9 protein-coding genes are annotated in these 13717 nt (G+C 45.7%); 7 read left to right on the forward strand and 2 right to left on the reverse strand.

Annotated elements, in window-relative coordinates:
* The first annotated feature begins 58 nt into the window (after positions 1–58).
* The 7 genes from H6F86_RS24430 to H6F86_RS24455 all read left to right on the forward strand — a co-directional run bounded on the left by H6F86_RS24430 (position 59) and on the right by H6F86_RS24455 (position 11999).
* A complete protein-coding gene (locus H6F86_RS24430; protein WP_190452170.1) occupies positions 59–274 on the forward strand; it encodes a hypothetical protein in 216 nt (71 codons plus the stop codon).
* Between the two features lie 366 nt (positions 275–640).
* The gene (locus tag H6F86_RS24435; RefSeq protein ID WP_190452172.1) at positions 641–1075 is read left to right on the forward strand and encodes a hypothetical protein; all 435 of its coding nucleotides are present in this window, start codon (positions 641–643) and stop codon (positions 1073–1075) included.
* Between the two features lie 647 nt (positions 1076–1722).
* Positions 1723–4083, forward strand: a complete 2361-nt coding sequence (locus H6F86_RS32960) for a PA14 domain-containing protein (RefSeq protein ID WP_190452175.1) — start codon at positions 1723–1725, stop codon at positions 4081–4083.
* A 1056-nt stretch (positions 4084–5139) separates the two neighbouring features.
* Positions 5140–6912 (forward strand): DUF262 domain-containing protein, encoded by a 1773-nt coding sequence (locus tag H6F86_RS24445; protein ID WP_199305474.1) that lies wholly within the window; start codon positions 5140–5142, stop codon positions 6910–6912.
* A 223-nt stretch (positions 6913–7135) separates the two neighbouring features.
* Entirely contained in the window at positions 7136–7264 is a 129-nt protein-coding gene (locus H6F86_RS32965; protein ID WP_277881709.1) for a hypothetical protein, read from the forward strand.
* Between the two features lie 366 nt (positions 7265–7630).
* Positions 7631–11752: a hypothetical protein gene (locus tag H6F86_RS24450; protein WP_199305475.1), complete on the forward strand. Its 4122-nt coding sequence runs from the start codon at positions 7631–7633 to the stop codon at positions 11750–11752.
* A gap of 22 nt (positions 11753–11774) precedes the next feature.
* On the forward strand, positions 11775–11999 hold the full coding sequence (locus H6F86_RS24455; protein ID WP_190452176.1) for a hypothetical protein: 225 nt from the start codon (positions 11775–11777) through the stop codon (positions 11997–11999).
* Positions 12000–12113: 114 nt separating this feature from the next.
* On the opposite strand, the gene H6F86_RS24460 is transcribed toward H6F86_RS24455, so the two are convergent.
* Together H6F86_RS24460 and H6F86_RS24465 are read right to left on the reverse strand one after the other, a co-directional pair.
* Positions 12114–12254: a hypothetical protein gene (locus H6F86_RS24460; protein WP_190452177.1), complete on the reverse strand. Its 141-nt coding sequence runs from the start codon at positions 12252–12254 to the stop codon at positions 12114–12116.
* A 96-nt stretch (positions 12255–12350) separates the two neighbouring features.
* A complete protein-coding gene (locus tag H6F86_RS24465; RefSeq protein WP_190452178.1) occupies positions 12351–13637 on the reverse strand; it encodes a hypothetical protein in 1287 nt (428 codons plus the stop codon).
* Positions 13638–13717: the final 80 nt, after the last annotated feature.

Consider the following 13717-nt stretch of genomic DNA (forward strand, 5'->3'; position numbering starts at 1 on the left):
CTAGTGATTTGTGGCAGCGGATGCTATGTGTGTTGAATGAGATTTAAGGAGATAAGCCATGGTTGAATCTAACAATGATCGTCAGTACGAAGTTGAAACTGAAGTAGCCAATACTAATCCTCTGGGCTCTCTCTCCGGATTGTTTGGTGGTGAGATGAATGCCACTACCTATACAGTTAGAGACACATGGACAGGCAAGGTGTATGAATCTACAAACTATGATGCAGATAAAGCCTGTGAGTCCACATGGGAACAAGTAGAGCGTGACAAGTAGTTTTGGGCCAGTTTGTCTTTGCCTGCACAGTAGACTTGTTGGGCAAACACCGATGTGGGATTACTCAACGTAATTTTGCTGGTGAAAGTATAAGGAGAGGTTGCTGCTCTATACAGAGGTATGTTTAGCAAACGAGAGAAAGCAACGTTAAGGCTTGAACTTATGCCTTGTAAGGATTTCAGTCTCTCTTTTTTGTAGAATTCAAAACATTCAAATAATTGGATTCTTTGGCGGGTAAAGCTCTCAGGCTTTTTCAATAAATTACCGTTTCGTTATGGGCTGAAACCCTAGATTTCTCATTGAGCCAGAAGTTTAGAACCCTAAAAAATCATTTGATGAACTCTAAATCAATCGAGGAGCAATACTGTGAATATTCTTCTTATAAGGAATTGGCTTCTCCCTGGCTTATCGTTTGCAATTACTTTTGCTTGTATTCCTGTTTTTGCTCAGGTTAATGTTGATCGAGAACCAACTGGCACTTGCTCTTCAGGCCCAAATACTAGAAGAGGAGGATTCGTTCGGGTGGGTTGCCATTATCCAAGCGAGGTAGGCACGTATTCAAACGTTAGAGCTATTGAATATAGGGGAGGAAGCGGTGCAGATGTGAGTTGGGTCTATGAAAATCCTAGTGAAGCTCCTGGGAGCATCACTAGAGTACAAAGTAGAATTTGTGGAATTGGAAGTAGTCAATTTAATCAAAGTCCTAGATGTGAAAATCCATTTAGAGGAGTGCCTATAAAAATTGAAATAGTTCCTCATAATAATAGTTGGCAGACAGACTTTGCTTTGATCCCTGAGTAAGAGGGGTAAAGTAGCAGTGTGAAAAAGAAATCCCGTTAAGGCTTAGTGGTGCGAAAAGTCTTGGAAGGCTGACTGTGGGCAGATTCTGGTTTTTTACACAACCCTTAAAAAGGTATAGTCCACTTTGAGACAATTGAGTCTTAGCGTGATCTTTAACAAGCTAATTGCTGTTAAACCGCTCTTATATCAAGGCTTCTGACGATTTACTGCATCCTCCCCATCTGCACGGTGTTCACTGCGTCAGTGCTCTTTCCACCCAAGACGGTCTCAGAAAGCATACGACACTGTTGGTGATGTTGAGACAGCTATGAGTTTTCTGCACCACTAAGGTTATACACATCAGAAACTTATGTCTTGGTATAAATACCAAATACTGACTGATTTAAACTTTGTTTGTAGAAAGAGCATCTTTAGTATGCATTTGTAGCAAGCATGGGCTATGACAGTTTCAGGAGTGAATGCCCGAAAATTTGGATTATCCTGCTGATCCTCCTCTCTGCAACATCCTCTAAACTTGCCTCCAGTTCAGCGTCTTATTTCCAGAAGCCAAAAGGAAGCCAAGCGATGCCCCCTTTCAGCTGACTTCCTCGTTATCAGTATCCCCTTTCTCTTTACGTTCTTCTTACACCTTCTAGCAACTGAAAGCAATGTCAATCAATTGGTTTAGTGCTTCTCCTGAAACGAGCCGCGAACTGAATTTATCCAGATCTCTTGAGTTTGTAAAGAATATATCTACAGTCCTAGATACAACGAATCAACCCTATTTCAAACTAGGGGGACACAGTAGCCTTGAAGCACTGCGACCTGCGCTGCAACATGCTGTAGATCAGCTTCAAGAGTTTGGTGGTTCTCCAGAATTTAATGCCAAGATGACCCTTGCCTTTGGCACTAGTTGGGATGTCAAGAAGGCGATCGACTTTGCTAAAAGCTGGGTAAATCAAGACTTCAGCCAACTGCCCCAGATTGAAATTGTCCTAAGCACAGATATTTCCGGAGCCAACGGAGCTTTCGCTGCTGAAACGAACAAGATTTATCTGTCTAGCGGCTTTTTGACCCAAAATGCCAACCATCCAAATGCGATCACCAGCGCTGTTCTGGAGGAGATTGGACACTTTATTGATTCTCGCCTCAATGCCACCGACTCCCCCGGTGACGAAGGCGATATCTTCTCGCGCCTCGTTCGTGGTGTTGCAATCAGTGCAAATGAATTAGCTGAATTAAAAGTTGAAGATGATCGTGCCTGGGTAAGCATTGGTGGTAAATCCACTGAAATTGAGATGTCGCAGATTGCGATGGCTAGTCTTAATGAAAGGTTTTACCAATCACATCAAGGACTGGACAACAAAATCTATACCCGCTCATCTACTGATGGGGTCAATTGGAGTGGCTGGAACAACAATGGAGGTGGAGAAACTCTGAATGCTCCTAGCTTGACAGCACTCAATGGTAGGCTTTACCAGTCTCATCGGGGGATGGATAACAGAATTTACACCCGTTCATCCACTGATGGTCAGAACTGGACAGGCTGGGCAAGTAATAGAGAAGGTGATACTCCTAGCGCCGTTGCCTTAACAACGCAGAACAACAGGCTCTACCAATCTATTCGGGGGCTAGACAACAACATTTATACCCGTTCATCCACGGATGGTGTAACTTGGACACGCTGGAATAGTAATGGAGGTGGTCAAACTCTTAGCGCCCCTGCGTTAGCGAGTTTCAATGGCAAACTATTTCAGGCTCATCAGGGAACGGACAACAAAATTTATACTCGCTCCTCCTTCGATGGCATCCAATGGTCTTCCTGGTCTTCTGGTCTAACCTTTCCTAACCTAGCCTTCCAAAGCCAAAGTACACTGAGTGCTGTTACCATGACTTCCCTGAATGGCAAGTTATTTCAGTCTATCCGTGGAATGGACAATAAGATGTACACTCGTTCTTCACCAGATGGCTCTAGTTGGACCTCTTGGGCAAGTGATAAAATTGGCGACACACCAGATGCACCATCATTAGCTACTTTCAACGGTAAGCTTTATCAAGCTCATGAAGGGTTGAATTTGAGGATTTATACACGTTCGTCGGTTGATGGGGTGCATTGGAGCAATTGGTTGGATGGACAAGGATTAACGCCTACAGAGACATCTGGGCTTAATGTTTGGAAGGCGGAGTATTACAACAATCGTTCTCTTGCAGGGCAGCCCACATTTAGCCGTGTAGAAAGCCGTATTGATTATGACTGGGGATCTGGTGGACCTGAAGGAGGTGTTGGGAATGATAACTTTTCCGCACGGTGGTCAGGAAAGTTCTACTTTGACGAAGGGAAGTACAGTTTTAAAGTTCGTGCAGATGATGGTGTACGTTTGTGGATAGATAATAAGCTGGTGGTTAATCAGTGGAACAATCAACCTGCTAGTGACTTCCAATATGATTTCAATCCCGGTCGTGGCATTCACAACATTCGAGTTGAGTACTTCGAGAACGTAGGAAATGCGATCGCCAAATTTAGCTGGGAAAAGGGACTTGTGGTGCCTCCTCTCTTCTCCAATCCAACAATGTCTAATCCGTTGAAAGGTTTTCAAGACCCAGTAAAAGGAGCGGGTTCAATTTCACAATATCCAGGTGGCCAAACCTCGCATAATGGCAATACCCAATATGCGATTGATTTTGATGTTATGAAGGGTACCTCAGTTTACGCGATGCGTGCTGGTGTAGTTGTTGCTATTGAACAGCAATATCCAGACACGGGAGGTGGACAAGCTAACATTAATCGAGCAAATTATGTTCTCATTCAGCATGACAATGGTTATTACTCGCGCTATTTGCATCTTCAGCAAAACTTTAACTCCAGCATTGGGTTAGTAGTAGGTCAAGCGGTACAGGCAGGTCAATTGATTGCTCTATCAGGTAATTCTGGCTGGAGTACGGGATCTCATCTTCATGTTGAAGTTGATAAAGGTAACACTTGGATCAGCCAGCCTTTTGAGATAGATGGTGTGTTCAAATTTGCTTGAATCAACAAGCCTTTGAACTAGCATTATCCATTCCAGTTGTGTAATCAGCGATCTCACTTTTTCATTCCCAAAGTGCGATCGCTTTTTTATGTTTTTGAAAAGGCAATCGCGGGAATGATGTTAGGTGGGGCGATCGCCCCGACATGAGAGCGATCGCCCGCACATCGGGTCGGAGACCCATTCGTGCAATTTGGTATCACGACAAGCTTTAAAGGTTCTCTAGAAGGGGGGGCAGGATTCACCTGTTTGGGGCTACTTTCCAGCATTGAGTGGTACTTCCAGAACGAAGGAATGCGGGTTTGAGCCTCTTGAAATCAGATAGAAATAAATTGCACGAATGGGTCTCCGACCCGTAGGTGGCCCGCACCGGTGCCACTGCTAGAGACCAGCGTCCTGAACTTGACTAGCAGTAGTGTACTGCCATCCCTGGCATGTCCGTATCCATGGCACCAAAACCAATGTGAAGCCTGCAAGCACCTTCGAGCTTGGTTCACGCTGTTTGGCCTCTCGGTACCATCACAGTCAGCAACAGCGCCACTGAATCCCTTGACTCCGCTGGCTGTTGTTGGTGAGTTGCTGTCTTAGCAACTCACCAGACCGCTGGCACACTTGCACGTTTGCTCCGGGATGCAACTAACCAACGCGATCGCCTCATCGAATCTTCCTCCGGTCGGCACAATTTCGCTTGAGGCGCAGAATCAGAACTTCTGCGCCTCGCTTCGATAGATCTCTGAAACTCAATCTAAATAAGGTTCTTCAGCCCATCTTGCACTTTTTGGGTCATATGTCGTCTCAACCCCAGCTCCAGTCTTCAGTCATGCCATAACTTCTTCGCCTGATCATATAGACTCCTCTCATAAAGGTTTTATTTAATGACGGCTACATTTTTACAAAACTTTCTCCCACTCATACTTTTAGGGATTAGATGGCAAATTTTAATTGCTCTGACAATTCGTCTCACAATCACTCTTGAGTAAATGTTGGACTGCGAGGAACAAGGGGATTAATAGGTGAGACTCAACAGATACGCTACGTTATCGGCTAGGAGACTATATAGTGTCGATTTATACAGATCGAATTCAACCAACTCACTCTGGGATTTCTACTTACCTGGAGAATCTCCTTAGCAAAAAATATCAGATCCCTACGTTTCAGAGAAATGTTGTATGGGAACGTGAAAACGTAAAAAAGCTGTGGGATAGCATCTACAAATTCTATCCTTTAGGAAGTATTTTGGTTTGGAAGACAGATGTAAAGCTACAAAGCCATAGAGAAATTGGTGGAACGTTATTACCTGAGAATCACACCAGTAACGAATATCAATATATTCTTGATGGGCAGCAAAGAACCACATCGCTTTTAAGTTCTTTATATGGAGGAACGATTGTAGGTAAAGGAAAATTTGATCCTACAGTATATGTTGACCTGACTATTGAACATCAAGATATTACAGACAATGAAAGTTATAAAAAAAGATTTTTATTTTGGGATGAAATCGATGACAGAGAAGGTCAACTGCTAGCCAATAGTGGGAAAAAGAAAAGATATGATGAAGGGCTTATTGTCAAGCTCGAGGATATTCGGATGTCCTTCGGCAGTTTAGAACGAAAACTAAATAATGCTGGCTATGTCGATTTTGATCACCCCTATAGAGCTGAATTAAGAAAAATAAAGGAAGTTCTTGATAACTATAGAATTTCCTTTATCGAGCTTAAAGGCATTCAAGTAGCAGAAGTGTGCCAAATATTCGAGAGGATTAATCAAGCGGGTAAACCTCTCAATATTTTTGATATTGTTGTGGCAAAGACATTTAGACCTGAAGGTAAAGATGAAAAACCTAAGGGGTTTTACCTACGTGATCTCTTTGATGATTACCGTAAATCCATAGCAGGTAGCCATTTCGCTAACTTGAGTGAAATGGCTCTATTGGAGATACTTGCTGTGATTATTTCTAATAATATTTCAGAATCGGGAATTAAGAATATTACAGATCGGTATTTGAACGAGATAAGAACAGAGCAGATTGAGGAAGTGTGGCATGATGCGAAGAAAGCAATAAGTAAGGTTATCCACTTCTTTGATAAAGTTCTTAAAATCAGAGGCCCTAGTCTTGTACCATATCGGTATTTTTATCTCACATTAGCTGTATATTTTTACCAGAACAGCGAACCAAATTACTCTTTTTTAGAAAGGTACTTCTGGTATTATAGTTTTCACAATAATGACTTGCTTAGTAATACAACTCATCTCTGGCAACATATAGGTTTTCTCAAGAAGCAAAAGGATCAAAAGGATGATTCATTCGCAAAGTTCTTAATAGATAGGAATAGCCTCAGAAATTCCTCATATAGTTCTAGAGGTCGTCTGTCGCGTGCAATTCTTTCCCTTTACGCAAATCAAGAGCCGAAGGACTGGTCGTCCCCCCATTGTTCCGTAATTGACTCTATATATTACTTCCTCACTGATCAACCAAACCTTCATCATATCTTTCCCCTTAGCTTTGTAGAGAAAGGAGGCGTATCCAGCGCTGTTCACTCAAACAGCCTAATGAACATAGCTTATTTGACTCAAATTACGAACTTGAAAATTAGCGATAGTAATCCTTTAGATTATTTGAAGGTCTACGATACTAATGATTTTGGGCAAGTTTTAGCTACTCACCTCATTCCAACCGAGATTCTCGAATGGTCAAGGTTGGGGAGTATGCCGCATAATGCGCTTCAAATATTTGTAGAGGAACGGGTAGACTTGCTCATAGAAACCTTGAAACAGAAACTTGAGGGAATAACTTTTGATGTTATTGATACTCAAAGTCCGCAAGAAACATAAGGGACGTTACAGAAATAGGACCAGTCCAGCCGAAATTGTCAGCCCTGGTTAGCCAAAACACTCAAAATTGTCATGCGGGACTCCATTTCTTATCTTCTTTGGGCTCTTTTACGCAGAGGTCCGTAAAGCGATATAACTTAGGTCCGACGTTCAGTCCTAATTCCGACCTTCCCAGATACGATCTAGCGGAAAATATTGATAGAACTGTCCTCCTGGCTCTGAGGTGATCGATGACATCCTCGACAAGCGGGTGGTGCACTGCGTCCTTAAGTATCGCCTCGACTATGACTTCACCAACGAGATCAGAGCGGTGATCCGGGCGGTCGTCGCCAGCCGTTCCGTCATCTCATAAGAGCCTATCAACCGAGTCGGGGAGTAGGAGTTGAGCCGCTGAAAAGCGCTGGGATTCGGTCGGCATCCCACTCCCAAAAAACATCTTGAAATCGCAAGCTCAGAAAGGGGAAAGGAAACCCGTGCAAATGGCTGGTCTTAGAGCTTTTCTCGGTAGGTCATGTCGCTTTACGTACCTTGGCGTCAAGGAGCCATTGTTGCAGTTATGGGTCGTTGCACAGGTTGATAGCAACCGCTGATCACGAACGTTAGGAAGCTTGCGGAATCGATCTAAAGCAATGCTGTAACTTAAACTTATATAATTAGTGTTCCGGCTCATACCGCTAAAACAAGATAAGTCGGTCTCATTTATGAATACTACGCGTGCATGAGTACAACTTTTTACCTTCCACGCAGCCTTGCAGATAATGACAAAACATACACTGAAACGGAGTTGCTCGCCGCTTCTCATTACGTCGTTGTATTGGCTGAACCCGGCGGTGGTAAAACTGAGCTTATGGGAAGTCTTGCCCAACAACTGGGCACAACAGCCGTTACAGCAAGCAAATTCGCATACGTGGGAGTAAGGGAAAACAGTATTCCGCTGGTGATTGATGCATTTGATGAGCTGTCAAAAGTGGACACCACCGGCATCTATAGACTTCTTGGCCAAGCTAAAGGGGCCAACCCAACCCACGTTTACTTGTCAAGCCGCTCCAGCGAGTGGGATAACGCTGCAACGAACGCAGTCAAAGACTTTTTCGGACACCCACCTCTGGTGGTTAGGCTATGCGAGTTTGATGAAGCGGAACAGTGGGCAATCTTTGAACATCATGTACCAGGAGAGGATTTCATCGCGTTTCGATCTGAGGTTGCTCGATTTGATTTAGAAATGCTTCTTCCAAATCCTCAGTTTTTGAAACTGTTTGCTGACGCCTATATTGAGAGCGAAAGACACTTCACCGACAAACGAGCAATCTTTGCACAAGCGGTTGAACATCTGGCGAAGGAAGCAAACCCCAATGTAGCGAGCATCAATTCGACGCTTTCGACGGCTCAAAAAGTTAACATATCGTCGGAAGTTTTCACCAAACTCTTGTTTTCCGGTGCAGAAGGCGTCTGCACAAGCGAAGCCACCGAAAATCGGATGTATCCATTGCTTGCGTCACTATTTGACGGCGATACTGCGGCTAGCGGTATCCTGGCAACTCGTCTTTTCAAATCGAGCGATAGTGTAGACCAGCATCGCCCGGTTCACAGGATTGTTGCTGAATACTGTGCAGCGGACTATCTCACCAAGCGGATAGCAGACCCAGCGGATGCTCTGACACTGTCCAAGTGCCTACCTATTATTGCTCCAAACTCCACAGTGCGAGATGAACTGCGAGGGTTGCTGGGTTGGATGGCAGCGATAGGCAACAAGCCTATTGAGGAATCTGCAATTGAACTTGATCCTTACGCAGTATTGGCGAACGGCGATCCTTCCCAGCTTGAGCCTTCTTCAAAGCGCCTGCTTATGAACCGGCTCAAAGAAATTGAGACACAAGATCCTTACTTTCGAAGAGGGGACTTCTGGCGTCGGTTCAGCGTTGCAGGATTCTTCACCCACGATGTTGTGGAAGAACTCAAACCTCTTCTCAAAGCTGGAGGTGACGGGGACTTGCGTGATCTGATCCTTGAACTTTTAGCAGGCTCACCAGCAATCGAGCAGTTGAGAGATGAGTTACGCCAACTTACTCTAACGCCGACTGAAAGCGAAAACACTCGTTTGTTGACGCATAGGTACTTGCTCGACATGGACGGTGATGTCCATCCCTCTGACTTGGACATTCTTATTTCTGAGGCCAGTAATACTTCTCTCAGCATTGTGGCTGAGACCATCGAAACCTTGGGTCCGGAAACATTCGAACAGGCTTATCTTGCAGAATTTCTTCGTATTTGTTCAAAGCTTTATCTGGGCCACCAAGAGCAAGATGAGTGCGCAATAGGCGATCGCTATTTTCTGAAGAAGTTCATCAACGGGCTAAACTTTGCGGCTATTGAATGGCTCTTAGATGACTTAACCAAAGACCTCGCATGCATATGCGGAAAGAGGCCTTATGAATGTGACTGCCGAAACGGTATAAGCAAAATCGTAGGGTCAATGTTGGACCGTTACTTCGAATTGGCGACGCCTCCCTTTAATCCACTACGGGTTTGGCAATGGGTCGGGAACCTGAACTTCCACGAGCAAAAAGACACAGACCAAAGCAAAGCGGTTCAGGTGCTTCAAAAAGATGATGAACTGCGCCAAGGCATTCTTGCTCATGTGTTTGGAAAACTGACTGATCGAGACGAGATTTTGGAGACCCGGATTAATAAGTTTGATCGGCTCTCCTATTCCCATACTGGCCTTAATTTTCGAGGAGATGACTACAAATTCATAGTCGATCTGGCGTTTGCAACCAACAACCCAGCTTTGTGGGTGAGTTGCATGGCTGGGCATCAGTACTATCGAAAGCAAGAAGAGCAAGGCCCGAACGACTTGCGGCGTCACATGCGTGAACAAGCACTGGAAAAACCCTTATTCATGCGAGTGTGGGCTAAGTCTAATAGGGTTATGAGGGCTATAACGCAACAATTTAAACGGGACAAACGTGTGTGGCATGTCAGCCATACCCGAAAGATGAAGCGCCGCAGCAGGAAACAAGACGAAATCCGTGCAACGAGGATCAAGTATTTTCAAGACAACCGAGGGCTTGTCGAAGGTGGCCGCGATTGGAAGTGTTTAGTTCTCTTTGCCGAGTTGGTGCTAATGCAACCAAAGAAAATTGAGCACAAGGTTAACGACAGAGAGCTTGTTCGGACTGCGCTCAGAAACTGTCTCGACTTTATAGCTCCGCACGTTCCCGATCTACTCAAACTCGCGGAACTACAGTGTACCTCGAAGTATGATCACTCGGAGATGATTCTCTATGCGGCATGCTTAGAGATCATGCGTGTTGAAGGCAACTTGGAAGGCGTTAATCTTCGGCTCTTGAAAGCGCTACGAACTAACATTCGCACGCACTACAATGCAGTTTCACAAGCAGAGCGCGATGCACTGAAGACCGAAGTTGACCGCCTGATCTTTTCTAATAAAACAAGTGCCGAGAACTTTCTTCGGCAGTACGTTGAGCCACAACTAGCACAGTCGGGATGTGCTCATTCTGAAGTTTGGTTATTGGATAGCGAGAAGGTCTTCAGTCATTTGCGTGCCACCCTATCAATTGAATGGCTTCAACGTTTTCGTGAATTGGAGCTTTGGCCCCTAAATACACTTTTCGAGATTGCTGCTCAGAGTGGCAATCGGGATGACTTGAAAGAAATCATTGCTGAGCGTTGTGCAGAGTTTATGTCTGGCTGGCCTAACCGACCTGAAAATGAAGATATCGAACAAAAACACACTTTCTGGTTAGTGCGCGCATGGTACTTTCTCGACGATGCACTTGAAACATACTGGGCTTGGCTCAAAGCAGATAAAGATACTGTGCTTGTACTTTACGAGCGGTCTGGGCGAACAAACCTTGGTGCTCATTCCTACTGGCCCAAGCTCACATCAAGCAAGGTAGAAGCCATTCTAGATGCCTTTATTGAAAAATGGCCTAAGGTAGACCTGCCGAGCCACTGGGGGACGGAAAGTCCCAAAGAAGAGAATGCGTACCGCTTCTTGACCGACGTGATTTGGTCAATTGATTCAGATGATCCCGATGACGCTATCCCTGTCCTCGAACGACTTCTTGTCGATTCGCGTTTCGCTGACCTCCACAATGACTTAAAGAGCATACATGCCGGTCAAGTGCGAAAGAACGCACTCAGGGATTTCGAGCCGCCGACACCACAGGAAATTGTAAATCGACTGGACCGCGACGTAGTCGTTACTGTGGAAGGTTTGCGTCAACTTGTGATCCAAGAGCTTCAAGACTTCCAGAAAGCTATTGATGGTGGAGAGTTTAACTCTGCAGATCGCTTTTATGAGAAAGGTGATCGGCTAGGCGAAGTACAGTCTACGGAAATTATTGCTGAGCGCCTCAATTTGAGGCTTGAGCCGCAAGGGATTTCTGTGACACTAGAACATCAGCTAAAGGGCGCAAAGCGGAGTGATTTCACGGCGACCAAAATGATTAGCGGCAGAAGACGATTGCTTGTTACAGAGGTCAAAGGGCAGTGGCATGACGAGCTATACACTGCCGCTTCTGCTCAACTGCATGAACGCTACTCTATTCACCCAGACGCAGAGCGACAGGGCATTTTCCTCGCAGTCTGGTTTGGCGCAGACGAGAAGGTTGCTGGACGTAAAAGACACGGCATCGGAAGTGCTCAGGAACTTAGAATCAGCATTGAAGCAAACCTACCGCAAGCGCTCAGAGGGCTTATTGATGTGTTCGTTTTGGATGTGTCCAAACCCAAGTACTTGGGAAACGCATTACGCCGCACCGGTACGCAATTTCTGGGCAACGTGGGCGTTTCAGGTCAAACTGACCGAAGCTGAAGTGGCATCGCTCGCCTTTGCTATGGGTCATAATGTCCAAACGCTGAAGGACATTTACGAGCGTTGTACGGAGCAGGAAAAGGTGCGTCCCATCTATGAGGCGATTGATCGGCACCTCTTTCATCGCTTGGAAGAAGCTCCAGAAATGACGGAGGCAGGGATGCAGCCGCTTTCGCTTGTGGAGGAGTTACGTAAATTCAGTCCTGAGGAGCGCCAGAAGATTGTCAGGCTGACAGATGCTGGCTAGAGGCCAGGAGGCGATCGCCCCTGATGTTCTCTACCATTGCCTTGTAGCCAAGCGACTGAAGGCATTCATTGAGGGGCAATCACACCCTTAAAGCTTGTTGGGCTCCTCGTCCAGTTAGAGAAAGGGTAGGCTGCGAGCGATTTGTACGCCGGTGGGCAACAACCCTTCTAACGCGCACTCAGCAGCGGCATCAGCGTAATAAGTTGTGATGGGTAGTCGCACTGTTTGAGTCGAGCCGATATGCATTTCGCTCAACCAATGGACCTGCGCTGCAGCGGTATCTCGAGGTGGGAGAGGACGAAGTGGAACGGGCGATCGCCGCGCCTACGTTTTAGTAGGGGTGGCTCATATTTACCTTATGCTTTCTTCGGTCGGTTCTTGTTCGGACTCGTCGCGGACCTGAAAGTACCAGTAGAGATTTGCCACAGACAAATTTGACATTTGCTGTAAATTCGCCCCTACAAGTGCTTTATGCCCTGCCTGCTCAGCTTGCTGACTAACGTAGGTTTCATAGTCCCTACGGATTTCAGTCTGCAGCATCAGCAGAAGAGCATCACATAAAGCTGAAAGGTGTGACTTCTGCTTCAGGGTCTCGTAAAGCAACTGCTCTGAAGGGATGGCTAGGTCCGGTGCGGCTGAAACTTCAGTGACGTTGGGCTGACCGCTGGCAACTGCTTGTAACAGCTTTTGTTCAGAAGGGGAGAGCGATCGTTGCCAATCAACCTGCTCTTGCCAGCACTGCAGTACAACCAGGTCTTGCTCATGAATACGTGTGATTTCAGGGAAAATAATGTCTAGCTCCTCTTCTGAATCACAGAGTTCGACGACCACAAGCAGATCCTCACAGATTCTATCTTGCAGCTGTTCGAGACAGTTGCTCAGAGCTTCCGGTTGATTTTGCAGTTGGTAAGTAACAGCGATTGTCTGCTCGATCACCCAAACACATTCCGCTCGACGAAGTTGTGTCACCGCATTGGTTTCTGGTAGGAAGTGCGGATTTTTGTAGTCAGCGAGGGCATGCGTTAACGTTTGCCGTATGTTAGCCAACCCAACATTTCTAATGTTCAAGTCTTCACATAACATCGTGATCTTCATCTGCCTAGTTGCTTCCAGGAATCTTCCATAAGCTTGAGCTAGAGCCTGACGGTGCTGCCTAAACTCTAGATCCTGAACTGCTTCGTCAATTTTCTCGATGATGGCTGTGCCTTGACCGCTTAAGACCTGTTTGAGGTCAAGAAAGCCTTCCTGTAGCTCCAGCCGTTGTAATTTAACCTCTTCTCTCAGTTTCAAAATTTGCCAGAGACTAACAGCCGAGATAGCCACATTTGCTGCCACGCCAACCCCTGTTAAAGCCGCCATGGTTTGCAAAACACCTAAGCTTGCCTGAATACCTTGAAGACCTACTTGTACCGCTTGAAACCCTTGATGCGTTTGGTACATCTGGGCAAATTGCAACGGAACGGCTACAGGGTTAAAAGGAATCCCGCCATGGCCCACCATATTGATCGCGGGACCAACGAAGTGTCCTGTTGCTTTATCTCTGGCAAGACCCAAAGCTACGCCCGCTGCATTTTTGACGACTTCGTACTGCCCTGAGGCCAGTCCAGCTTGTATCAGGGGAGGAAAAACAAACAGCATGGTGATTACCTGGGATTACTGAGTTGCTTTAAGCCTAAAGCAAGGAGTTTGTGAAGATATCCGTAATTTTCTCGGTCTTT

The sequence above is a fragment of the Phormidium sp. FACHB-592 genome, from assembly GCF_014695795.1.
Taxonomy (GTDB): domain Bacteria; phylum Cyanobacteriota; class Cyanobacteriia; order Leptolyngbyales; family Leptolyngbyaceae; genus Stenomitos.

What these genes read in the sequence shown, in the direction of transcription:
- H6F86_RS24430 (WP_190452170.1), top strand. Translation starts at nt 59, where the DNA reads ATGGTTGAATCTAACAATGATCGTCAGTACGAAGTTGAAACTGAAGTA.
- H6F86_RS32960 (WP_190452175.1), top strand. Translation starts at nt 1,723, where the DNA reads ATGTCAATCAATTGGTTTAGTGCTTCTCCTGAAACGAGCCGCGAACTG.
- H6F86_RS24450 (WP_199305475.1), top strand. Translation starts at nt 7,631, where the DNA reads ATGAGTACAACTTTTTACCTTCCACGCAGCCTTGCAGATAATGACAAA.
- H6F86_RS24455 (WP_190452176.1), top strand. Translation starts at nt 11,775, where the DNA reads ATGGGTCATAATGTCCAAACGCTGAAGGACATTTACGAGCGTTGTACG.
- H6F86_RS24465 (WP_190452178.1), bottom strand. Translation starts at nt 13,637, where the DNA reads ATGCTGTTTGTTTTTCCTCCCCTGATACAAGCTGGACTGGCCTCAGGG.